This is a genomic window from bacterium (assembly GCA_016699125.1).
Classification (GTDB): Bacteria; Babelota; Babeliae; order Babelales; family Vermiphilaceae; genus AWTP1-30.
The window spans coordinates 42,765-65,040 of record CP064961.1; the positions used below are offsets into that span (position 1 = coordinate 42,765).

Below are 22,276 nucleotides of genomic sequence, written 5' to 3' on the forward strand. Positions count from 1 at the left end.
ATGGGTATGGCAACGCCAACGCTCTATTTTTTGCAACAGTTTTTTGTGCGTACTTCAGTTAAAAAGCATGGAGTGCAAAGTAGTCAGCCTGCTTTAGTTATTCATGATAGGAGAGAAAAGGATATAATTGCGATTAGTGGTTATGCAGTGTACACAATTGATTGCAGAGCTATCAATAAAGCGTTCTTTGAGAATAAAGTTTTCAAAGTGGAAGATTATGGTACTTTTAATTGTTATTATCTCGACAAAAGCTGGCCTCAACCTAATGTTCAAAGAGCTGGTGATTATGCGAAAGTAAATATCACTTCTGAAGGCCCCGGATGGTCTTTTCGGTCTTGGGTTCTCATAATTGGTTCCATGGGCCTGCTATTTTACCATCGAAATACAGTTTATGATCGGTTGGTTGCGTCATTATGAAATACGACACATTTTTCTATCTCAGCTTATTTTGTTGTACAGTGACTTGGAGTAATGATCTAAAAAACGTTATAAATAATCGTGGAACAGTCATTATCAATGAAGGTGGTAACGTTCACGCCGCATTAGAGGATGATTTTAAAACGATAAAAATACGTGATAATTCGAAGCTTGAGTTTGACTGTCAAAATAAGCGATTTAAATTTGAAGTTGGCGACAACTGTTCGTTGGCTTTACATAATGTAAAAAATCCGGAAGATATCGAAATTGATGCCGGTCAAAACTGTCATGTGACGGTTGTAGCAAGTAAACCGAACACGTGGTCAGCAAAAACTGTTCTTTTTATTGCAGTTGCCAACATAGCGATGTTGTGCCATTTTTTTTGATAGACACCTTATTTAGATCTGTTTTTTTGGGTACTTTTTCTGTTTGATTGGCTCTACCGGATCAGCCTGTATTGGGCCATCTGAAAGCCCGCGTACAAACTGATACATGTACGGGTTGTCTGTTTCAAATGCAGTTGAGGCCAGACCGGCATATTGAATTTTTCCATCGTGCAAAAGTGCGACATGGTCAGCATACTTTAAAATTTCAAGGTCGTGCGAAATAACTACAGAAGTTAAGTTAAAGGTTTTCTGCATCGAATGCATTAACTCGTGAATGACGCGTGAGGTTATCGGGTCAAGGCCAGTGGTTGGTTCATCATATAAAATAACTTCTGGTTTGGTAATCAAGGTGCGAGCCAAGCCAACCCGTTTTTTCATGCCGCCTGAAAGCTGTGACGGGTATTTATATAAGACCGCTTCTTCCAGATGTACCAACGCAAGCACCTCTTTTACAACGGTCAGGACTTTTTGTTTTTCAATACCTGCTTCCAGCTGTGTGATGCCAATATTTTCAAATACGTTCAACGAATCAAGTAATGCTGCCGATTGAAATACGTATCCAAATTTTGCAAAGATTGCAGGCAGCTCTTTCGGGGTAAGTTCGGTAATATTTACGCCATCAATAATAATCGATCCTGAGGTTGGTTTTATCAAACCGATGATCTGTTTTAATAAAACTGATTTGCCTTCACCGGATTTTCCAATAACAACGGTCATTTTTCCAGTTTCAACGGTCAGATCGAGGTCATCAGTTACCCAGTTGTCATCAAACTGTTTTTTCAAATTACGTATCTCTATTTTTACCAACATTGCTTTCTTTCTTGCATTACAGATGCTCAAGAATTTTTGTTAAAAAATAGTTTGCGATCAAAATCATAATCGAGCTTTGAACCACGCTTTCCGTGGTTGCTACACCGACACCATACGCTCCACCGCGTGTATAAAAACCCTTAAAACAACCCACCCAAGCCAAAATGAAGCCAAAAAAGGCTGCTTTGATCAATCCGCTCGTGATATCGGTCATTTCAACGTAGGTTAAAATGCTACTTTGATAATCTTCCGGGCTTAACTGCAAAACATAAACACAGACGACATAACCGCCAATGATGCCAAAAATCATAGAAAAGATTGTTAAAAAAGGCATGATTACCGTACCCGCAACAAGTCGTGGGACAATCAGATATTGAAATGGGTCTATGCGCAGAGTGGTGAGTGCGTCAAGCTGCTCGGTGATGCGCATGGTGCCGATTTCTGCAGCAATTGCAGAACATGCACGCCCAGTTACCATCAAACCACCCAGTACTGGTCCGAGTTCTCGAATCATTCCCAGCGCAACAACTGCTCCAATAAACTGTTCGCCACCTACTCGTTGAAACCCAATATACGTTTGTAAAGCAAAGACCATCCCCGCAAACATGCCTGTGAGGATAATGATGTTAAATGATTCAACGCCAATTCTGTTCATCTGATAAAGCACTTTAGAGTACTGAAGTCGTTTTGTACCAAGCGTTGTAAGTGTCTGAAACAGAAACATGAAAAATGTTCCAGCCCAAAAGCATAATCTGAAAAACGAATGACCAATTGAAGTAACAATAGAAAGGATGAGCTCTTCCAGTTTTTGATTCATTGTTTCATGCTACTTACTTTTGAGAGGGAGTTGGAATTTTAACAGTAACTGGGGCAACAGTGGCCGTTGAAACAATCATTCTGCTTTGGTGAGACTTCATAAGTGCAAGTACAAATGAGAGTGCCATAAAAGTTCCGCCTAAAAACCAGGTTATTTTTTGAAAAAGATCTTGGCCACCCGATCCACCAAATAACATCTGTGATCCGCCCCCAAAACCTCCCAATCCCATACTTGATTTGGTTTTTTGTATTAAAATAATAAGAATGAGAAGTATGCAAACAAAAAAATAAACTGTCATCAATAGTCCGTAAAGCATAGAAGTTCCTTCTAATAGTTTGTTAGATATCTATTATCCTATTGTATTTTCAAACATTTGAAAATACAAACATTTAGTTTTTCTATAGGCTGTTCATTGTAAATTGAAAGGTGAGAAAAATGATGATTGAGTATTGATATAATTTATAAAAAGAATAAAATACTTTATATTGTTCGATTTATAGAAATTTTAAAATAATATTTTTATATTAATTTTATAATAAATCATATTTGTTGTAGCAATGTATTTTTATGTTTATATATAACTGAAAGGTATAAATATGGTGGTTTTTATTTTTTTATTAAGTGTTTCTATGATCATTGATATGTATGGTTCTGAGAATCAATTTGATGAGTATTTGCAAATAGCTTCGAATAATAATGAATCACTGCTTGAAGGAACAGAAAACGCTCAACCAGTCTGCAGAATTCAATATCATGGGCCTGAGGGAGCTGGATATTTTCCTGTTATACTGACTACTAGAAACGTTGATTATGTACAAGTTCATTCGCGATGCCGTATAGCAGTTTTCCGATCGGAGGCTTTGTTTGGAGAAATTGACAGACGAAGGACTCAACTTAGACAGGCTCCAACGAATACTTCGTTACCAGAAAGTGATGAAACACTTCGTTAATGCTTTTTGTCGACCTGGTAACCTGTTTTTGTAAAATAATTTTATTTCAACGTTAGGAGGTATATTTTAGCGCTGAATGAGATTATACAAAAACTTTAGTAAAGAATAATAAAAACTCGGAGTTTTGGATCGTGAATCTGAACTTCGAGTTTTTTTGTATTGAATTTTTTCTATTTTGATTAGTGGTCTCATATTGAAATAGTTCTGCTTCAATAAAAAGCTTGCATTTGCAATGTTTTAGCTTATAATATTTTCAGTTTGTTTTGCAAGATTAACTGTTCTTTGAACTGTAACTGTATATCGACTTTTAAAAGTACGCAAACTGGAAAGGTATCTGTATGATAATGGTAATTGTTATACTGAGTATGTGTGGAATAATGAATCTTCAGGCAATGGAGCTTCAAATATCAGAAAAAGGTGATAGCTCTTTTTCGAATATCGTACTTCAAGTGCAAATTAGTAATAAAAAACAATTTATTTTGAATAAATTATTCCTAACGGAAAATAAATCAAATGAAGCATTGGCCTATGAAAAAAATGCGATAACTGTTCTAGATTCTGCTCCTCTAGACTATATTGTAAGATACTATATATCGATGAAAGCAATCGCATCGATGAAAAAAATCTGTTCTAAGTCTCTTGAAGTTCAAAAACGTGAAGAAAATAATACAGTGAGGTCTCAGCTTGGATCTTTTGACAAGTATTATAGATGTTTTTTTCTGAATGAGTTGCCGAAACCATACCAAAAAAGTAAGAAATATGCAACTGAGACAGCTCAGATTCAACCGTTTTTTCAAAACAGGACGACGCATGAAAATAGTGATAGAGATAGTAAGGCATTGGTGCTTTGGGTAGATCCGAAAAAAACTCAGCCTGCTGCCTTAAAGGTGCGTGTAGAAACTCCTTTTGATGATAACCCATCAGCGCCTGATGAAACTGAAATTTTAGCAGAAGTAAATTTGTTTGATAAATCTGAACTGATGCCTGCAATGCTAGATTATCATTTTATGAGTAGCTTCAATGATAGAGATGAGCTTTCAAATGCGTCATGTCTTCTTCAGTAAAACTTTTATTGTATAAACAGCGTGATAAAGAATAGCAAAAAACTCGGAGTTTTGGATCGTGAATCTAAACTTTGAGTTTTTTTGTATTGAAACTTTTCTGTTTTGATTTGTAGTTTCATATTGAAAAAATTATATTTCAATAAAAAGATTGCACTTAAAATATTTTCGCCTATAATATTTTCAGTTTGTTTTGCAAAACTAGCTGTTTTTTAAATTTGTATATTGACTTTTATAGTATGTAAACCGGAAAGGTATCTGTATGATAATGGTAATTCTTTTTTTGAGTATGTGTGGAATGATGAATCTTCAGGCAATGGAGCGTGACGCATCAGCAAATAACGCTATTGTACCATTTACTGGACCAAATGCTTCGAATTATACACGAGATGCAGCAGGTAGATTGGTTCTTAAGTATGCTGAAGCTCAGCAAGTGGATGCTGCACAGCAAGTAATTAAAGTGTCTGCTAATAAAAGGGTAGCTGATCCATTCTTGAGTCTCTATTTTGTAGGTGGTATGCATGCGAAATTGCAGCATGATATTTATTTGAATGATAAACGTAAGTCTGAAGAAGCTGAGCGCGCAGAAGAAAGAGAAGTAAGCCAATTGGCGGTTGTGCCGGCGATGGCGGATTATGATCTTATAAGTATTTCGAATGAAGCGGTTAACGGTTCTGACGTATCGAATAATCAATCTATTGATTGGCTTGCTTTGTTTGGTTTTTATAAAGAACCACGCCTTGCTCAGTACTAATGAAGTGAAGTATGTTTAGTTATACATGGTAAGATACATGTGTCATGCTTAATTCGGCAACTTTGAATAGATTTTAAAAAAGGCGGCTAGTACGATACTTAAAACGTACCGGTCGCTTTTTTGTTACAGCTTTTTAAAACGTCAATCAATTTATCTATATCTTCCGGACTATTGTAAGCTGCGATACTTGCTCTCAGCCATGACGAAACACCAAGTTTTCGTGCGATCGGTTGTGCACAGTGCGTACCAGCTCGAACACAGATGCCAGCCATATCAAGAGCAGTTGCCACATCATGTGCGTGCATATTTTCAACCGTAAAACTGAGCATGTGTCCTTCTTTGTCCTGTGGGCCTACGATTTTTACGTGCCCAAGTTCTGCTATCTTCTGCAAAAGTAGCTCTGAAAGTTTCTGTTCATAGAGCATGGTTTGATTAAATGGGCATTGTATTGCAATATATTCTATCGCTGCTGCAAGGCCAATCGCCTCAACGATGGGCGGAGTGCCCGCTTCAAGTTTTTGTGGCATCGGTTGAAAGGTTGTTTTTTCATAAGTTACAGTCGCAACCATCGCGCCACCTTTAAAAAAAGGTTCAATGATCTCATGCCATTTTCGCGCAACGAATAATACACCGATTCCTGTTGGGCCAAACATCTTGTGACCTGAAAATGCCAAAAAATCGATATCTAACGCTTTGGTATCCAGTGGCATATGTCCTGCTGCTTGTGCAGCGTCAACAAGTATTGCCGCGCCAACGTTTTTCGCCTGCTTGATAATTCTTTGTGCTGGGATCTGTCCTCGTAAAATATGACTTACTAGGGCAAAGGCTACCAGTTTTGTATTTGGAGTTATTACTTTTTCAATTGCAGTTTCGTCAAGCAGTCCGTTTCGCAATGCAGGAATAAAGGCAAGCTCGGCTCCCGTTTTTTCTGCAACAAACTGCCAGGGAATCAGGTTTGCATGATGTTCAATTTCGGTAACTACGATCCGATCACCCTTTTTGAGTTGCTGTAATGCCCACGCATAAGCAATTGTGTTTATAGATGCGGTAGTGCCTTGTGTAAACACAATCTCGTCACGGTATGCATTAATAAAATCCGCAACCGTTTGGCGTGCCTGTTCATATGCTGCTGTAGCTTCCTCGGCAATCGTATAAACTCCGCGATGTACGTTTGAATTATATAAACGGTACACTGCGTTCATCGCATCAATGACAGCGTTCGGTTTTTGCGTGGTCGCTGCATTGTCAAGATAGATTAACGGATGACCGTTAACTATTCGCTGGAAAATGGGAAAGTCTTTTTTTATGTTCTTCATATTCAAAAGGATACAACAACTGTCAGCTTGAATGCAATTTTTGTATTTTTTTTATAATCGATGTGCGTTGCAATGGTGTATTATTCTTCTATCATGTTTAAAATCTGTTTCCTGATCATTGTTTTTTGCTTTTTAATATTATGTGTTTTTTGTGGAGGGTTATGCACGAAACCCTCCAACCCGCCCCGTGCAACCTGTGCAGGTTGATCGCTTCATTAACGCCGAATATGCGACCTGACTACTTTGTATTCAGATTGCATGACGGCTGCTAAGGTTGACTCATGCTTGATTTAAAAAAAGGTATGAAAGCAGATGAAGGTCGAGGTGTACATTTTATTTCCTGATCATTGTTTTTTGCTTTTTAATATTATGTGTTTTTTGTGGAGGGTTATGCACGAAACCCTCCAGCCCACCCCGTGCAACCTGTGCAGGTTGATCGCTTCATTAACGCCGAATATGCGACCTGACTACTTCGTATTCAGATTGCATGACGGCTGCTAAGGTTGACTCATGCTTGATTTAAAAAAAGGTATGAAGTCTGATGAAGGTGGATGTCCGAATTTTATTTCATGATCACTGTTTTTTTTATTTTTAATATTATGTGTTTTTTGTGGAGGGTTATGCACGAAACCCTCCAGCCCACCCCGTGCAACCTGTGCAGGTTGACCGCTCCATTAACGCCGAATATGCGACCTGACTACTTTGTATTCAGATTGCATGACGGCTGCTAAAGTCACCCCTTTCTTGATTTAAAAAAAGTATGAAATCTTGCTTAAAATAAGGTATAAAATCTGATGAAGGTGGATGTTCGAAGGCGATGCAGCGAATGAAATGAGCGAGGTGCCGAGTTCACCTGCAATGAAGCCGGTCAACCTGCAAGGTTGTGCAGGCTGCGTGGAGGGTTGGGCACGCAACCCTCCGCTATTTCTTTTTCAAATAGTACGTGCGCCAACGACCGCTTTGATTTCAATCGGGTTTAGTGTGTACAGTACTTTTGCAGCTTCGGTCAACGTTGAGCCGGTGGTCAAAAGGTCATCCACAAGCAGGAGGCGTTTTTTTTGATAGATCCTTGAAAATGCTGGTTTTGCAATGGTAAATGCATTTTTCAGGTTGGTTGCGCGTTCTGTTGCATCAAGTTCCAGCTGAAGTTGTGTTTTTCGTGTACGCACAAGCAGATGAACTACGGGAATCTGTAATGTTTTGCTCAAATAGTAAGCTATCTCTTCCGCCTGATTGTAGCCTCGGGCAGCACGTCTGGTCCAGTGCAATGGGATTGGAACAAGTGCATCAAACTGCATGCTGCTGATCGGTGTATACTGCTTTATGATTTCTGCCAGCGCCAGGCTCATGGCAATGTCATGATACCGTTTTGCAAGAATCATGACCTGCAAAGGTCCTTCGTATGCACCCGCGGCATACACGGTTATGTTTTTTGTTGCGGTCAGCTGATAGGTAATGGATACAACTGGTTTAATGGAACGGTGACAGCTGCTGCATAATGGATCGGTGGTTGATTGAATGTATCGCTTGCATCCTGCGCAGAGTGGTTCGAAAATGTAAAAAAGTATGTGATTATCGATAAACCGTATTGTTTCTTTGAAGCTAACGAGCCATGCGTGCATCATCTGTAGGTCCCATTAAAAACTGTAAGGCCGTGTACAGCAAGCCACTGACAATCATCACATCTGCGAGGTTGAATACGGGAAAGTCAAATGATGCAAGATTAAGTTCAATATAGTCGATGACGCCGCTGTATATGAGTCGATCAATAATATTGCTTGTCGATCCAAGCCACACAGCAGTCAGTCCTGTTCGAACGACCTGCGACTGGTGGGTGCGTGCAAGGTTAAAAATCAAAAGGGTCGTCATACCAAGCAGTCCTGTTAATATGAGTGGCGGCATCTGTTCAAACAGTCCCCATGAAATGCCATGATTCAAGGCATAAGTATAACTCACAAAGGGCATCACTGAGATCGATGTTTGCTGTAGATATGCATACGCGTACAGTTTGAGTAGTCTATCGACTATGTATAAAATGAGGCTTGCAATGGGGGATAAAAAGAGGACTGCCTGGTTTAAAAATCTCATCTTACTGATGCCTTCCAGTTTTGACATACCATTATGCTGATGTGCGACATAAACGAGTCCATCTCATCCTTGGTATATGATTTTTCTTCAGGAGTAAAAAGCAATTCAAAGCTCACTGCGCGTTCATTGTGCCATTCATCTTTTTCAAGAAAATTTTGTATAAAAACTTCCATAAAATATGGATATAAGTTTTGTATGAACTGCTGTGCGATCTGTGCCGATACAGTTTTTGGCAGCAAAAAGGTGATGTTACGAATAACCGGTTGGAGTTTTGCTGGTGTCCGAAACGGTTTGTCTGGTTCAATTGCTTTGAAAAAAGTATTAAGATCGACTTCGGCATAAAATGCCGGATGTGGCAATGCTCTGCCTAACAGTTTTGTAAATCGGTCATGTATCATTCCTGCGTATCCGATACGCTGAGTGCCTGCATACATTGCAGCACTTTTGTACGGCATGAGCCAGTGGAGACATTCTTCAGGGTCAAGCTGTTTCCAGTGTAGTTCTAGACCGTACAGATCTGTGATTGCTTTGACAATCGTTTTGCCTTCATAAAAATCGGTTGCCTCGTTTGTGATAATGAATCCTACCTTTTCATGTTCTTGAAGGTCTGTTGTCGTTTGATTATAGCTCCAGACTTTTGCAATCTCAAAAAATCGTGCATTCTGTTTGTGAATCTGATTTTCAACCACAGCTTTCAAAAGCGCGGGAAAAAGTGAGTCAGCTAAGTATCTGAAATTTTCTGATACCGGTAGTTTTACTTCAAGCTGTTGTTCGGCAGGCCATTCGATTATGCGATTAAACTCGCTGTCCAAAAATGCGTAACTGCAGAGTTCATGCATCTGTTTTCCAAATGAAAGGAGCTGTTTTATCTGCCGTTTCATTCGTTCAAAACGGTTTATGCTTGCCATCGTTTTGAGTGATGGTGCAATCGGTGTAATTGTATTATAGCCATACATCCGACCAATCTCTTCAAATAGATCTTCTTGAATGGTTATGTCTTTGACCGATCTGAACCATGGAACAGTTACATGATACTGTTCATTTTTAATGGTAACTTGAAAATCAAGTTTTGTGAGAATGGCTTCTATCTCTTTTGAGGTAATCTGGATACCCAATCGTTGTTGCACGGTTTTATGTGAAAAAGATAACACTTTTTCAGTATCCTTTTGCCCGGTTACGAATATCGAAATATCTTTGATATTATATAACTTTTCAGATTGTAAATAATAAAGGTATCTTCTTATCGCGTTAAGTGCACCGGTATAGGTTAGGCCTTTTTCAAAACGCATAGATGATTCTGTGCGTTTATTGTGTCTTGTAGCTGACGTGCGGATGGTTGTCGGGCAAAACTGAGCAGCTTCGATGAGTATGTTGCTGGTTGAACTTACGATGCTTGATTCCGCACCACCCATGATGCCAGCAAGCGATAAGGCTTGCTCCCCTGAGGTGATCGTTATGTCCTCTTGATTGGTGGTTATTGTTGTGCTGTCCAGCAGAAGCAGTTCTTTTTGCGTTCCTTGTTGTACAACGATAGTATCTTTGAGTGTTTTTGTGTCAAAAGCATGCATCGGATGTCCAAGATCTGCCATCACCAGGTTTGTGCCATCAACGAGTGCATTGATTGGTCTGATGTCTACTGCACACAGTTTTTTGATAGTTTCAATTGAGGATGGCCTGACAGGACAGTTTGCAAGGTATGCAGTGGCAAATGCTTTGCACTGTTCTGTTTTTATTTCGATTGCAAAGGGAAGTGCTTCATTTTTTTTAATCGTATTTTGCTTGGTTTTGACTACAGTGTTTTGCGCTAAAAAAGCTTCTATCGGTTTGAGTGGTACATCTAAAAGCGCTGCAATCTCACGCGCGAATCCTCGATGGCTCCACAAATCTGGTCGATGGGTGATTGAACTGTTGCTGATATGCAGGATATAATCATTGTCATTCTTGAATTTTATTTTCATATAGTTTTGATCATTGTTGTGCATTGCAACTGAAGGAAGCACTCGATCTTTACTGCCACCAAGGTCTTCCATAGTTGCCCAGGTCCATCCGGTACCTTTTAAAACCAGAAGGTACCAAGCTTCAGTTTCAAGATCTGCTCGAGGTGGTAGCGCAAGTTTTGTATTTTCAAAAATCGCACCCTGGTTTGTCCATTTAACCGCCATAAAAGGGTCAGAAGTAAGCTTGAGCTCTGTGCAAGCATCAACCTCGACAACTTTTGTATTGATCAATCTAATCAGGTCTGAAATATTGATCTGTTGTAATGAGGTTTCTATGTGTTCGAATATCCAAGAAAGCGAAAGTTTCATATTCTTCTTTTCGATAAAATCTGTAGCATATTTATAATCCTATCATAACTGATGAATGGATCAATAAAGTTTTGAGTATTGTGAAGTCGAGGTGCTGGTACTTGAAAAAGTTACAAAGTTATTATGTCTAAAGAGTTTTTCACTATCGCGGAAAAAATAGCTTCTCGATGGGGATTAAGGTATAAAAACTTCAATACTGCCGCCTTGGCAGTTTTAATGTGGTTAGGCTGTCCAATTTTTACAAGGTATGACTCATAATACGAAACTTCATTTGGCCTGAGTTCAAAAAAGTCTTTATTTTCTTTAATTAAGGTCAATAATCTGTAAGGATTTTGAAAAAAAATTTCAAAGGTTTGTTGGTTAAAATGATAGTTACTATCGAAAAAGTAACGTTGCGTCAGATAGAAGGCTTGGTCAGTAATGCGTCCTGATAAATCAACTACTTTTGTGTACCAATCAACTGAGTAATCATTTGTGTTGTTTATAAACATGTGTTCATAGTGCAGATTCATTGATAGAGCTTGTAAATGAGTTATCAAAAATAGTAACAAAAATCCTATTTTTATTTTTTGCTTATGAGGTTGATGAAATGTTGCGGGCATGTGACTTAAATCCTTTTCTTTGAAAATAAACAATACTTGCGAATATAAAGGTAAAATAACGGTATATAACTTCGAAAAGGGAGAGAGATCAGGGCTTCTCTCCCTTTTCCTTGATTTTATTTCAAACAGCTTATATTTAAAAGATTTTGCATATTGTTTTTTAAACCATCAATCTGCTGATTAACGGTTGTCAGAGCGCTAACTGTTGTCTCTACTAGTTCATTCTGTCCAACTTCCGCCAAAAAGGTTGACTGATCAAGCGCAAGCCACTCATCTTGATGATTGAGAAAGGATAACCCCTCTTTTAGTATATTTACTTTTTTCAAGCTTACGTTTGTTGTTTCATTAATATCTGTTTTTGTTTTTTCGACCACTGCTTTTAATAAGGTTATGTTGTAGGCAGTGAGCGAAGCAATTGCTTGTTGGTGTGCGTTGTTAATAGCCTGTTTACTTTCAAGTATCTTTTTTTGTATTTCAATTTTAAAGTCATCCTCAGTCTTTAAGACTGATTCATTCAAAAATGTAATGGCTTTGGTTTTTGCATTATTTCCGGTTGAAAAACTAATTTTGTTTAGTTCTTTTAGTAAGGTAACTAACTGTTCGGCCTGATTGTAATAGATAAAATATTCGATGGCGTCGTTTACGCGAGAACCGTTTGCAATTAAGGAGTTTACAAAGCTACCTTTTTCCAGTTCATGCAGTACATTAACCCCTGTTCCTCGATATCTATCCATCCAGTAGGTTGTCCGTGGTAAACTGGTTACCACGGTATTTATATTGTTTTCGTTCTTTACTTCTGCTTGTGTGTTTGAATTACAAGTTGTTTCAATAATTTTCAACTGATTGTCAGTTGATAGTAAATCTTCTTCAGCTTTCTGTACGGGAGCTTTTTTATCATTACTTGTGCTGTCTGTACGGCTTTTTTCTCGGTTTTGCGTTAATTGCTGATTTGGCTTGCCTGATTTTCCTTTTTTGCTTTTTCTATTTTCGACAGTACTTAATCCTGGAATATTTGGTGGTTTTTGCCATGCATTTTGTTGATCCATAGCTTCTATATATGTATGAACAAGTAGTAAAGAAAAAATATAAAGCGCTTGTGTTGACTGTCTCATTGTAAACTCCTTTTAAATGAGTATTTTTTACTTTGACAGATAGTCTAATGCAAAATAGTAAGAAAAAAAAGCTGCTGCATATCTTTAGTTTAAAAACATAGAAAGTTACTTTAATCCAGATCTTAATGTGCTTGATTGTAAAAAATAAATCATATGCTACTATTGCTATGAAAATGGTGAGTGGTGTGGATGGTAAAAATTGTAATATAAAGGATAAAAAAAATGAATAAATCTGTTTTTGCGATTGTTTTAGTTATACTTATGGCTGTTGCTTTGTATCTGGTGAATCTATACATGGTGCAGCAAAAGGGATGGGGATTTTGGAAGCCTAAAACAGTAAGCAGTGAAAAAAAATCAGTCACAGGCGAGTCAAAAGAATCTATGCCAGGAACTCCCTTAGTGATTATGGAAGGCCGTACGATAATTACTGTTGAAAGTTTGCAGGAAGAGAAGGAAAAGATTTTTAAAATGAATCCTGAATGGGAACAGTACAAAGCGTTTATGGATCTTGACCGGACCATCTTGTACGCGATGGCTAACCATGCGATCATGGATCGTGAAATTGAAGAAAGTGGTGTAAAAAGCTCTGATGAATATAAAAACGATCTTGAAAGTGCATACAAAGAAGTTGAGCGCATGATTAATACCAAATATTTTACACAGCGCTTTTCTCCCGATGTTTCGGATGCTGAAGTTAAGCAGGTTTATGAAGAAAATAAAGACTCATTACCAGAGACGATTATTTCCCATGGTGGCGTAAAAGCTTCTGAACTTGACTTTGATACCGAAGCTGAAGCGAATGATTTTGCTCAAAAAGTGAAAGCAAATAATAATAATCTAGTCACCGCAGTGCAGCAAGCTGGTATGGCAGAAAATAAGATCAAAGATCTGCGTCTGGTACACAAACAGTCTATGGCCGTTGATCAGGCAGTCAAAGATGCATTGTTGGCAATGGTTCAATTCCCTTCTGTTGCGGTGGTAAGGACTTCTGATAACAAATATGCGGTGGTTGTGGCAATCTCAAAAGAAGATGCAAAATATCGTCCGTATGAACAGGTGAAAAATCATTTGAAGGCTGCATTGAAAAAGCAGAAACAGGCTGATGCTGTTGAACAATCAATAGAAGGTTTGAAGAAAAAATATGCAGTTGTTATAGATCTTGCTCCATTGGGAACAAAGGATACTGAAGATGATGCGCAGGCAGCAGAACTTGGTGATCTGAGTGATATTCAAACTGATGAAAATTCGTTGCCACAAGTAGAAGCATAAACAGATACAATCAGATGAGTGGGAGAGCATTCTCCCACTTTTTGAAAGCATACGATGACAAAAAAATATATGTTTTTTTCTGTTTTTTTACTACAGATGTCTGTGTACGGTTTTGTGGAAGATGAGATCGTATCAGTAATTTATGATGAGCAGGAACCGATTGTTATTACCAAAAGCGACGTGCAAAAAACACCATTGATGGGTGGTGTGCATACGCTTGAAAAAATACAACGTGACGCTCTGATCTGTCGAGATGCGCGTAATCTTTCGGTTACTATTCCTGATGAAGCGATTGAACGATCATTGACTCAGATTCAAAAGCAGAACAATCTTTCAGCAGAACAGTTTGAAAATCTTTTGGTAGCCGAGGGGCTCTCTCTGGATGCTTATCGAGCAGAACTGAAGCGTTTGTATACGGTCAACTCGATGCTTGATTTTCGTGTTCATTCCCGTGCAGTTATTTCTTATGAATCTATTTTGCATTTTTATGAGCAGAATCCGGTTTATACAGATGCACACTATCATGTTGCGGTCAAACAGATTATGTACGACAAAACAGTAGATACAAAAAAAATTACAAAAAAACTTGCTTTAAAACCGGATAGTTATTGGAGTGCTCATTTTTGGATTACGCAAAAGGAGCTTGCACAAGAAAAATATTTTATTACACAGATGAGTGTTGGCGAAGTTGAACTTGTTCGTGAAAATCAACATTACACTATTTACAAATTACTGGAAAAAAAAGAGCCCAAACAGGTTTTGTTAAAAGATCGGTATGATCAGATAGTTGCCTCCTTAAAAAAACCGCTTGAGCAGGAGTTGGAAAAGCAGTATTTTGAAGAGCTTTTTAAGAATGCAATTATGATTAATTTTTAATCTTCGTGGTCGCTATAATCCTGTGCTTCATGCAGCAGTTGTAATGTTTTTTCCACAAGTTCATTTTGGCGTTCTTTCAAGCTTGGTTTTGTTTCAAAATAGGTTTTCAGTAATGTTTCAAAATCCATAGTATTGTTTTGCCCAGAGATGGTTCTTTGCGTTCGTATGTGTGGCTGAGCAATCGGCGTGATGCCGGCAATATAACAGGCAGCCGATAAAGCTGCTTCTATTTTTTGTAAATCAACGACGTCCTGTTTTCCAGTAGGAACGTGATAGGCAATTCTAATCACTGCATTTTCAATCGCATGTTGCCTGATATTGTTGATGATCTGTTCCGTTTGACAGGATAGCGGATCAAGCTTCGTTTCAATATAAATAAAAGGCCGTGTTGGAACTTTGACAAATTCAAATGAACTGTGTTTATTGCGATCAATACTCACAATGCAAAAGCCCTTTTCTTCTTTTCGTTCGCCAAAATCTATTCGTTCAATTGATCCGGGATAGATGATCGGAACAGCTCCATTTTCATTCAGATTCTGGTGACGATGCAGATGTCCAAGTGCTACGTAGTCAAATGGTTTTAGTGCAAGTTGTGATGGCATAAAAATCGGATCGGTACCATAAATCGCTTTTTTTTCAGAGCCTGAAAAGATCCCTGAGCTGACGGTCAGATGTGCAGCCAATACTGCGGGTATAGCTTGGTTCAGCTCTGATGCCATCTTCTGAATAATTATACTTACTGCTTCTGAAATGTACTGTGTGATATCCGTTGCCATTTTCAGATTGTGTTTGTGGTGCAGAGCAACCGTATTTCGTGTTGGCCAGGGAATGCCTACAATCTGAATGGGGCCGTGTTTTGTATTGAGTAGCAGGCTGGTTGGCTTTTCAATGACATGAAAACCGTCCAGCGGAAGCTGTGAAAACAGGTTGAGCGCATGTGCTTTTCCAAAACTCAATGGATGATCATGGTTTCCAACAATGATGACGACGGGAATGTTATTCGCGTAAAGTCGCAAAAGGCAATCAAACAGAAGCTTCTGTTGCGTTTGACTGGGATTGTGGGTTTTGTACGCATCTCCGCAAAACAGAAAGAAATCTACTTTCTGCTCTATTGCATGATCGATACAAAAGTGAAGCGCATGAGCAAAATCAAGTAGACGTGAATGAATGCCTGTTGCTGGATCTATTTTTCCGTAGTTTTCCATTCCAAAATGGATATCTGCCGTGTGCACAAACCTGATCATACTGAGGTCTGTTCTTTTACGATCTTATATGTTTCGTATTCACTTTTTAATACAGTTTCTTCCTGGCTGTTTTCTGTTGTCTGTTTTTTTAAGAACTGCTGTTCGCTTTCACGTTTTTTTTGTAGTTTTTTTTCTAATGTCTGTTTTAAAATCGGTACATACCCAACTTTGTTCAGTTGTCGTGTGCGGGCAATCGCAAGAGTATATTGCGGAACATCTTGGGTAATCGTCGATCCTGCACCAACGTACGCATGTTGTTGGATATGCACTGGTGCGACTAACGTACAGTTTGCACCGATGTTAACATGTGCATCAATGAGCGTTTCATTTTTAAAAAGACTGTTGTGGTTTGCGGTAATCGTTCCGCCGCCGATATTACTGTAATCTCCAATTACCGTATCGCCCAGATAACTCTGATGTTTGGCTTTTGCGTGTTTTCCAAGCGTCGTTTTTTTCATCTCAACAAAGGTGCCAACTGTTGCGCCATGGTCGATAATAGTTTCGTCACGTAAATACGCAAATGGCCCCACCTTCGCATACTGTTTTACGTGGCACTGTTCAATGACCGAATGTGCTTTAATTGTCACATCATGTTCAATAGTGCTTTCGTGTATTGTTGCAAATGGTCCCACGGTGCAGTTTGTTTCAATCGATGTCATGCCGGTCAACTGTACACCAGTTGCAATTGTGCAGCCTTGACCAATAATGACATTCGCATCAACATGTGTGGTCTGCGGCATCAAAAATCGTACTCCGTTATTCATGTGCATTCTAATGAGCTCTGATCGTTTGATCTGTTCGACCGCCCACAGCTGTTCGAGTGTGTTGACACCACGTATTGAATCAAAGGGAGCATCAATGGTAATCACTTTGTGCTGCAGCTCAGTTGCACTGTTAACAAGTTCTGTGATGTAATATTCCCCACTGATCTGATTTTGTGGCAGTGTGCTGATCACATTTTGTAAGAATGCCTTTTCAAAAAGATAGATGCCGGCATTTACGCAGCAAAACTCTTGCGGGTCCAGGTGTGTGTCCTTTGTTTCAATAATTCTGACGCCGTGGTCTTTTTTTATAACGCGTCCATAGCCTTCTGCCTGAAATGCATCATGTGCGGTGACAATGCTTACGGTAGCGTTATTTTCAATATGTTTTTTATACAGATTTTCAATGATGGTTGGCGTTATCAGTGGCATGTCGCCATTGCACACAAGAATATGATCTTTTTTCCACAGTTTTTCTGTGCACGCAAGCGCATGACCGGTGCCTTTCTGTTCAGCCTGCACAACAAACTGCGCATGTCTGACTTTTGCCTGGATGATGGCTTTTTCAACCGCCTCTTTCTGATAACCAACAACAAAGGTCGTTTCAATGTTCATATTTGCAAAAAGTGACGCCTGATACGTGATCAACGGTCGGCCACACAGTGGCTCAAGTAGTTTTGAAAGTTCCCGTTTAAACCGTTGTGATTTTCCAGCAGCAAGGATTATTGCCTGCATTGAGTGGTGCATACCATTCCTCTGTAAATGCCAAAAAGCATTCTAAAAAAAATAAGAAATACCTGCTCAAAAAGAGTATCACGAGATAGATTATTAGTCTAGATTTAAAAAAGGCCTTATTTTTTACAGATCTGTGCCATGGTATCAATTACTTTTTTCTGTAGAAGAAATACTGCCGACAGCATCCCAGCCGAAATTAGTGACATAGCTTGGCAGATCCCAACCTGTACCTTTAATATAACAATGATACGTAGCATACACGAATATGAAACTATAAAGCCGGAGATCCTGGTCATCCTGCAGATAGGCATTGTGTGTTTGCGTTTGATCGCGATATGCTGGCATAAAATGTCTATTGAGGTTCCATGTCATACAGCTAGCTAATAAAATAGGACCTAGATTATTCCCAAATACTGTCAGTAGCGGTTCTGTAACTTCTGGTACTGATATTATTTTAGAAAGAGGGATATGTCTAAAAATATGATGTAATGCTAAAGTCACAATGAAAATATAGAATGTATTAGTTCTCAATAGACCGATACGTGCATGTCGCTTTTCATTGTATTGAGTTGGGTAGGTGAAATATTCTGCTGCAAACATTCTGGTTTTAAGTTTTGTTATTGTAGCATCGCTAAAGCCTAGTCTATCTTTTATGTTCTCTATAAGTTTTTTGGGTTCACTAAATCCAACATACTGTATTTCTTTTTTTGCCAATTCCATTGTGCGGTTTAGTATTAGCTCATCTTGGTCTTCTTCTGATAAATAGTACCCATATGTGGATACATCCTTATGAAATCTCTGGAAAAAAAGGATCACCCTATCATACACACTTAAATTTTGAACATCCAGTGGTTTTTCGCCAAACGTCTTCAATTCCTGCGCTGCCTTAGGTTTCAATTCCACAATTTTTTCTTCGAAAACTTTTTGTTGTGCTTCCCCTAAAAGGGTTAATAGTATATTTGCGATTACAGCATGCTTGACTAAAAACTGTGCATATTCCAAATTTCTTTCTTGTGCTTGTTGCCCTATTTCATCAACCTTGGCTTGCCAGATATCGTTGGCCTTAACTTGTTTGTTTAGTTCTTCATGTATGCTTACGTGCTGTGCAAAGTTTATTGCTACGGTTAATTTAGATATGTCTTTAATGTTATTCTTTTCCAGGAGATTAAGCATTTCAGATTGTTGCTGCGTGACTATCTGCTGCTTTTGAGTGACGGCTAACGCATGAAGTTTTGCATACTCTTGATTTCTGGATTCATTTTCCATCCCCCACGAATTTTCACTACCGATCAACAAAAAAACAAAGATCAAAAAAACAGACATACAAAATCCGGATGAAACTATGAAACTTATTTTCTAACTGTTTAATACTATGCCAATTAATGATTGTTTGTCAATAGCAAATCCTTTTATTCTTATCTGCAAACCTATTTTTTTTTCGATTGCTGTACGAATGAAAAGATTGTTTTGCGTCTATTGGTTTGCCACGATGCTCAACTTTTCACGCTCAATAACATTCCTGTATTCGGTTTTAAACGCCTCTGAATAAGATTTAAACTCAGCATCGCCGAATGCCACCAGAATGAATGTTTTTGGTTCTTTGCTGCCATTCAAGGCACTGACGACAACTTGTGCTGCTATGCGTGCAGATTTTGCAAGATCGCATCTGAATGTTCCTGTTGCAAGTGATGGGCATGCAACAACGGGTAGCTCTTTATGTATCATTGCACTAATAATAGTTTGATAGGTTTTGTCTAAATATGCTTCAAAGTTGTTTCGTTCGTGTGCAGAGCCGTTTTCGTTGCAGTTTGGTGCAATCGCATGAATGATTTTAGTGATACCAAGTTCTTTCAGATCGCCGCTTCCGGTAGTCACTGCGGTGCTGACTGGAAAGCTTTTTTCATAGGTTCTAAAAAAAGGTATCTCCTGGATCTTCTTTTTGACCTGAACTTGGACTCCTTGCTTTTCGCGTAGATTATCACATTCTTTTTGAACGGTGCCGCTTCTGTCTAGCTCTTTTATTTTTCCAGCGACTCCGGTTCCCAGATATAACACGGTGTTTGCTGCGTTGACGATGGCGTAATTTTCCTGGTTGCATTCTTTTTTTATAAACTGTTTTAATGCGAACATATCATTTTGTAGGACAATAATTCTTGAGTTGTTCGGCAGATCTATAAAAATGCCACGATCAGTGCCTTGTTTTTCCGGCTCTTTATTCCATGGCAGTGTTATCGGTAGTTTTATTGAGATGACTGTTTGAAAAGCAAATACAAAAAGTAGTAGATATAATGCTATTTTTTTCATCGAACTCTTCCTTTTTACAAATACATAATTTTATATTAACAGATATAAAAGGGATAAAACAATAAAAGATGCTTTTTTTCTGTGGTTTTGTGGTTGGTCTGAACAGTTATTTTGTAATCTGTATTAAAACTGGTATGCTACAGTTCAATGGTATGACGTACGTTCTTTTTATGAAAATAGGCACCTGAACGCTTTTTAAGGAAACGGTATGACTGAAAAACATCTTGACCTGCTTGTTGTTCAGCATGTATTGACTGATGATCAGAGGAATCAGATAAAGGCTGCGCTGTCAAAAGATATTCAGCTTGATATGTATGATTTTATCATCAAGCAGGGCTTTGCAACGGCTGAAACGATTGCCCAAGCGTATGCGGCCTATGCGGGTCTTTCGGTTGTACAGTCGATTAATGATGAGATGGCAGATTTAACATTGCTTGCCAAAGTTCCTTTGAAGTTTTTGCGTGATAATGTCATTATGCCGATCAAAAAAGATGGGGCAGTGCTTGTGATCACTGCTGATCCGATGAACTTTCAGCCGCTTGATGAGTTGAATATGTTGATGGGTGGATCGATTGAGTATGCGGTTGCCACTCCTGCTCTGATCATCGGTAGCATAAATAAATATTATCCGTTGGAAGGCACCAAAGAGGTTATTGAGGAGCTTGAAGAAGAAGCAGATGCGACTGAAACGGTAGCGCTTGAAGATCTTGGTGAAAAAGACATTTTGACCATGGCAACCGAAGCTCCGATCATCAAGCTGGTTAACCATATTCTTTTTCAGGCGGTCAAACAGGGTGCGTCGGATATTCATATTGAGCCGTTTGAAAAGGAGATGCGTGTTCGTTATCGCATTGATGGTGTGATGTATGATTCGATGACTCCACCAAAACGAATTCAGGGCGCGCTCGTTTCTCGTATCAAAATTATGTCGAATTTAAACATTGCCGAAAAACGGATACCACAGGATGGTCGTATTGCCATCAAAGTTGCAGACAAAGCGATTGATCTGCGCGTTTCGATCTTGCCGGTGGTATATGGTGAACGGATTGTGATGCGTCTGTTGGATAAAAGTAAAACGTTTGGACAGCTTGAAGATCTGAATATGAGTGACCGTGATCTGAAGATCATGCTCAAAAATGTGGAGCGGCCGAACGGTATTATTTATGTGACCGGTCCGACCGGTTCGGGTAAAACATCTACCTTATATTCGATTTTGGGAAAACTTAATCAACCAGACGTTAACATTATCACCGTTGAAGATCCGGTTGAATATCAGATGTCCGGAATAGGACAGGTACAGGTCAAAGAAAAGGTTGGCATGACCTTTGCTGCAGCATTGCGCTCCATTTTGCGTCAAGATCCTGATATTGTCATGATCGGTGAAACGCGTGACCAGGAAACCGCTCAGATTGCAATTCAGGCAGCATTGACCGGTCACTTGGTGTTAAGTACGTTGCATACAAATAGTGCACCTGCATCGATTACTCGGCTGATCGACATGGGTATTGAGCCGTTTTTGATAGCATCTTCGGTTGTCGTGGTGCTTGCACAGCGACTTATTCGCACCTTGTGCAACGATTGCAAAAAACAGTATGTCCCGTCAGCTGATCTGTGTGAAAGAGTTGGTTTAACCAAAGATGAAGCTTCAAAAATAACATTTTATGAACCGGTTGGTTGTGAACAGTGTTCTCAGCTTGGATATCGTGGTCGCCGTGCAATTTTTGAGGTAATGGAGATGACACCGGGGGTTGCTGCGCTGACCATGCAGCGTGCAGATACTGCAGTCCTTCGACAAAAAGCGTTGCAAGATGGTATGACTATGCTGGTGGCAGATGGATTGCGTGCCATAAAATTTGGCTTGACAACGATTGAAGAGGTATTGTCAGTTGCAACCATTGAGATGGAAGCAGAGCCTGAGGAAAACACTGTTCCAGTAGCTGAAGAAAATACAAAGTAGATGAAAAGCAGAAACGGTTTCTTGCTTGCTGAATTAATGGTCGTGCTCGCGTTGTTTATGTTTGTAACCGGTTTAACGTTTTCTTTGACCAAGGTATTTGGCCGAATGATCATGCGCCAAGAGATCGATTTTTTCATTCAATTTATACGTGCAGAGCAGATGCAAGCAATTGCAAAGCAAAAAGATCGAACGATACTTTTTGATGTCCAAAATAGAGCCTATGTGTGCGATGGTCAGAAAATTGAACTTTCTCCACATATCGCTTTTTGTGCGCCAAAGGATGCACTTGGCCCGCCAAGTAGTCCTAAAAATCAGATACAGAACTATGTTACGTTTCAAAATGCTGTGTTGATACTGTTTGCTACTGGTGCAATTTCAAGTGGAATTGTATATTTGGGTTCATCTGATTATAATAGTTATTATGCAATAAGCATTGGTATTACAGCATTAGGTTTTGTACGTGTCTATCGATATGAAAATGGTAAATGGAATAAGATTTAATTTTGTGTTC

22 protein-coding genes are annotated in these 22,276 nt (G+C 39.0%); 9 read left to right on the forward strand and 13 right to left on the reverse strand.

The features are described from left to right. Together IPG37_00220 and IPG37_00225 are read left to right on the forward strand one after the other, a co-directional pair. Positions 1–417 (forward strand): hypothetical protein, encoded by a 417-nt coding sequence (locus IPG37_00220; GenBank protein QQR53852.1) that lies wholly within the window; start codon positions 1–3, stop codon positions 415–417. Further along, entirely contained in the window at positions 414–803 is a 390-nt protein-coding gene (locus tag IPG37_00225; GenBank protein ID QQR53853.1) for a hypothetical protein, read from the forward strand. The genes IPG37_00220 and IPG37_00225 overlap by 4 nt, the downstream gene beginning before the upstream one ends. Before the next feature lie 12 nt (positions 804–815). On the opposite strand, the gene IPG37_00230 is transcribed toward IPG37_00225, so the two are convergent. From IPG37_00230 to secG, 3 genes are read right to left on the reverse strand one after another with little or no spacing between them, the layout of a single operon-like run. Beyond that, positions 816–1,613: an ATP-binding cassette domain-containing protein gene (locus IPG37_00230; GenBank protein QQR53854.1), complete on the reverse strand. Its 798-nt coding sequence runs from the start codon at positions 1,611–1,613 to the stop codon at positions 816–818. 16 nt (positions 1,614–1,629) lie between these two features. Continuing rightward, a complete protein-coding gene (locus IPG37_00235) occupies positions 1,630–2,430 on the reverse strand; it encodes an ABC transporter permease (protein ID QQR53855.1) in 801 nt (266 codons plus the stop codon). A 13-nt stretch (positions 2,431–2,443) separates the two neighbouring features. Then, on the reverse strand, positions 2,444–2,746 hold the full coding sequence (gene secG, locus IPG37_00240; protein QQR53856.1) for a preprotein translocase subunit SecG: 303 nt from the start codon (positions 2,744–2,746) through the stop codon (positions 2,444–2,446). Positions 2,747–3,026: 280 nt separating this feature from the next. Here secG and IPG37_00245 point away from each other — a divergent pair, with 280 nt between their 5' ends. From IPG37_00245 to IPG37_00255, 3 genes are all read left to right on the forward strand, one after another. Continuing rightward, on the forward strand, positions 3,027–3,380 hold the full coding sequence (locus IPG37_00245) for a hypothetical protein (GenBank protein ID QQR53857.1): 354 nt from the start codon (positions 3,027–3,029) through the stop codon (positions 3,378–3,380). A 338-nt stretch (positions 3,381–3,718) separates the two neighbouring features. Then, positions 3,719–4,444 (forward strand): hypothetical protein, encoded by a 726-nt coding sequence (locus IPG37_00250; GenBank protein ID QQR53858.1) that lies wholly within the window; start codon positions 3,719–3,721, stop codon positions 4,442–4,444. A 259-nt stretch (positions 4,445–4,703) separates the two neighbouring features. Then, on the forward strand, positions 4,704–5,195 hold the full coding sequence (locus IPG37_00255) for a hypothetical protein (protein QQR53859.1): 492 nt from the start codon (positions 4,704–4,706) through the stop codon (positions 5,193–5,195). Positions 5,196–5,293: 98 nt separating this feature from the next. On the opposite strand, the gene sufS is transcribed toward IPG37_00255, so the two are convergent. From sufS to IPG37_00285, 6 genes are all read right to left on the reverse strand, one after another. Continuing rightward, positions 5,294–6,511 carry a SufS family cysteine desulfurase gene (sufS, locus tag IPG37_00260; GenBank protein QQR53860.1) on the reverse strand — a complete coding sequence of 406 codons (1,218 nt, stop codon included), beginning with the start codon at positions 6,509–6,511 and terminating at the stop codon, positions 5,294–5,296. Between the two features lie 932 nt (positions 6,512–7,443). Continuing rightward, on the reverse strand, positions 7,444–8,136 hold the full coding sequence (locus IPG37_00265) for a ComF family protein (GenBank protein QQR53861.1): 693 nt from the start codon (positions 8,134–8,136) through the stop codon (positions 7,444–7,446). After that, positions 8,114–8,599, reverse strand: coding sequence for a signal peptidase II (lspA, locus tag IPG37_00270; protein QQR53862.1), 486 nt, complete (start codon positions 8,597–8,599; stop codon positions 8,114–8,116). The genes IPG37_00265 and lspA overlap by 23 nt, the downstream gene beginning before the upstream one ends. Beyond that, complete coding sequence (locus IPG37_00275) at positions 8,596–10,905, reverse strand: phenylalanine--tRNA ligase subunit beta (GenBank protein QQR53863.1); 2,310 nt, start codon at positions 10,903–10,905, stop codon at positions 8,596–8,598. Before IPG37_00275 ends, lspA begins: the two co-directional genes overlap by 4 nt. Before the next feature lie 110 nt (positions 10,906–11,015). Continuing rightward, on the reverse strand, positions 11,016–11,507 hold the full coding sequence (locus IPG37_00280; protein ID QQR53864.1) for a hypothetical protein: 492 nt from the start codon (positions 11,505–11,507) through the stop codon (positions 11,016–11,018). 116 nt (positions 11,508–11,623) lie between these two features. Then, positions 11,624–12,619, reverse strand: coding sequence for a hypothetical protein (locus IPG37_00285; GenBank protein ID QQR53865.1), 996 nt, complete (start codon positions 12,617–12,619; stop codon positions 11,624–11,626). A gap of 222 nt (positions 12,620–12,841) precedes the next feature. Here IPG37_00285 and IPG37_00290 point away from each other — a divergent pair, with 222 nt between their 5' ends. After that, complete coding sequence (locus tag IPG37_00290) at positions 12,842–13,888, forward strand: peptidyl-prolyl cis-trans isomerase (protein QQR53866.1); 1,047 nt, start codon at positions 12,842–12,844, stop codon at positions 13,886–13,888. Positions 13,889–13,942: 54 nt separating this feature from the next. Then, a complete protein-coding gene (locus tag IPG37_00295) occupies positions 13,943–14,764 on the forward strand; it encodes a hypothetical protein (protein ID QQR53867.1) in 822 nt (273 codons plus the stop codon). Here the strand turns inward: IPG37_00295 and IPG37_00300 are convergent. The 4 genes from IPG37_00300 to IPG37_00315 all read right to left on the reverse strand — a co-directional run bounded on the left by IPG37_00300 (position 14,761) and on the right by IPG37_00315 (position 19,808). Beyond that, positions 14,761–16,008 (reverse strand): exonuclease SbcCD subunit D, encoded by a 1,248-nt coding sequence (locus IPG37_00300; protein QQR53868.1) that lies wholly within the window; start codon positions 16,006–16,008, stop codon positions 14,761–14,763. The two genes, IPG37_00295 and IPG37_00300, sit on opposite strands and share 4 nt — an antisense overlap. Then, on the reverse strand, positions 16,005–17,516 hold the full coding sequence (gene glmU / locus IPG37_00305; GenBank protein ID QQR53869.1) for a bifunctional UDP-N-acetylglucosamine diphosphorylase/glucosamine-1-phosphate N-acetyltransferase GlmU: 1,512 nt from the start codon (positions 17,514–17,516) through the stop codon (positions 16,005–16,007). The genes IPG37_00300 and glmU overlap by 4 nt, the downstream gene beginning before the upstream one ends. A gap of 132 nt (positions 17,517–17,648) precedes the next feature. Beyond that, the gene (locus IPG37_00310) at positions 17,649–18,827 is read right to left on the reverse strand and encodes a hypothetical protein (protein ID QQR53870.1); all 1,179 of its coding nucleotides are present in this window, start codon (positions 18,825–18,827) and stop codon (positions 17,649–17,651) included. A 150-nt stretch (positions 18,828–18,977) separates the two neighbouring features. Next, positions 18,978–19,808 carry a macro domain-containing protein gene (locus tag IPG37_00315; GenBank protein QQR53871.1) on the reverse strand — a complete coding sequence of 277 codons (831 nt, stop codon included), beginning with the start codon at positions 19,806–19,808 and terminating at the stop codon, positions 18,978–18,980. Between the two features lie 310 nt (positions 19,809–20,118). Between IPG37_00315 and gspE the strand changes: the two genes are divergently transcribed. Together gspE and IPG37_00325 are read left to right on the forward strand one after the other, a co-directional pair. Further along, positions 20,119–21,765 carry a type II secretion system ATPase GspE gene (gene gspE / locus IPG37_00320; GenBank protein QQR54273.1) on the forward strand — a complete coding sequence of 549 codons (1,647 nt, stop codon included), beginning with the start codon at positions 20,119–20,121 and terminating at the stop codon, positions 21,763–21,765. Next, entirely contained in the window at positions 21,766–22,266 is a 501-nt protein-coding gene (locus tag IPG37_00325) for a hypothetical protein (GenBank protein ID QQR53872.1), read from the forward strand. Positions 22,267–22,276 lie beyond the last annotated feature (10 nt).

Coding starts and splice junctions, on each gene's coding strand:
- IPG37_00220 (QQR53852.1), top strand. CDS start 1: ATGGGTATGGCAACGCCAACGCTCTATTTTTTGCAACAGTTTTTTGTG.
- IPG37_00225 (QQR53853.1), top strand. CDS start 414: ATGAAATACGACACATTTTTCTATCTCAGCTTATTTTGTTGTACAGTG.
- IPG37_00230 (QQR53854.1), bottom strand. CDS start 1,613: ATGTTGGTAAAAATAGAGATACGTAATTTGAAAAAACAGTTTGATGAC.
- IPG37_00235 (QQR53855.1), bottom strand. CDS start 2,430: ATGAATCAAAAACTGGAAGAGCTCATCCTTTCTATTGTTACTTCAATT.
- secG (QQR53856.1), bottom strand. CDS start 2,746: ATGCTTTACGGACTATTGATGACAGTTTATTTTTTTGTTTGCATACTT.
- IPG37_00245 (QQR53857.1), top strand. CDS start 3,027: ATGGTGGTTTTTATTTTTTTATTAAGTGTTTCTATGATCATTGATATG.
- IPG37_00250 (QQR53858.1), top strand. CDS start 3,719: ATGATAATGGTAATTGTTATACTGAGTATGTGTGGAATAATGAATCTT.
- IPG37_00255 (QQR53859.1), top strand. CDS start 4,704: ATGATAATGGTAATTCTTTTTTTGAGTATGTGTGGAATGATGAATCTT.
- sufS (QQR53860.1), bottom strand. CDS start 6,511: ATGAAGAACATAAAAAAAGACTTTCCCATTTTCCAGCGAATAGTTAAC.
- IPG37_00265 (QQR53861.1), bottom strand. CDS start 8,136: ATGATGCACGCATGGCTCGTTAGCTTCAAAGAAACAATACGGTTTATC.
- lspA (QQR53862.1), bottom strand. CDS start 8,599: ATGAGATTTTTAAACCAGGCAGTCCTCTTTTTATCCCCCATTGCAAGC.
- IPG37_00275 (QQR53863.1), bottom strand. CDS start 10,905: ATGAAACTTTCGCTTTCTTGGATATTCGAACACATAGAAACCTCATTA.
- IPG37_00280 (QQR53864.1), bottom strand. CDS start 11,507: ATGCCCGCAACATTTCATCAACCTCATAAGCAAAAAATAAAAATAGGA.
- IPG37_00285 (QQR53865.1), bottom strand. CDS start 12,619: ATGAGACAGTCAACACAAGCGCTTTATATTTTTTCTTTACTACTTGTT.
- IPG37_00290 (QQR53866.1), top strand. CDS start 12,842: ATGAATAAATCTGTTTTTGCGATTGTTTTAGTTATACTTATGGCTGTT.
- IPG37_00295 (QQR53867.1), top strand. CDS start 13,943: ATGACAAAAAAATATATGTTTTTTTCTGTTTTTTTACTACAGATGTCT.
- IPG37_00300 (QQR53868.1), bottom strand. CDS start 16,008: ATGATCAGGTTTGTGCACACGGCAGATATCCATTTTGGAATGGAAAAC.
- glmU (QQR53869.1), bottom strand. CDS start 17,516: ATGCACCACTCAATGCAGGCAATAATCCTTGCTGCTGGAAAATCACAA.
- IPG37_00310 (QQR53870.1), bottom strand. CDS start 18,827: ATGTCTGTTTTTTTGATCTTTGTTTTTTTGTTGATCGGTAGTGAAAAT.
- IPG37_00315 (QQR53871.1), bottom strand. CDS start 19,808: ATGAAAAAAATAGCATTATATCTACTACTTTTTGTATTTGCTTTTCAA.
- gspE (QQR54273.1), top strand. CDS start 20,119: ATGTATGATTTTATCATCAAGCAGGGCTTTGCAACGGCTGAAACGATT.
- IPG37_00325 (QQR53872.1), top strand. CDS start 21,766: ATGAAAAGCAGAAACGGTTTCTTGCTTGCTGAATTAATGGTCGTGCTC.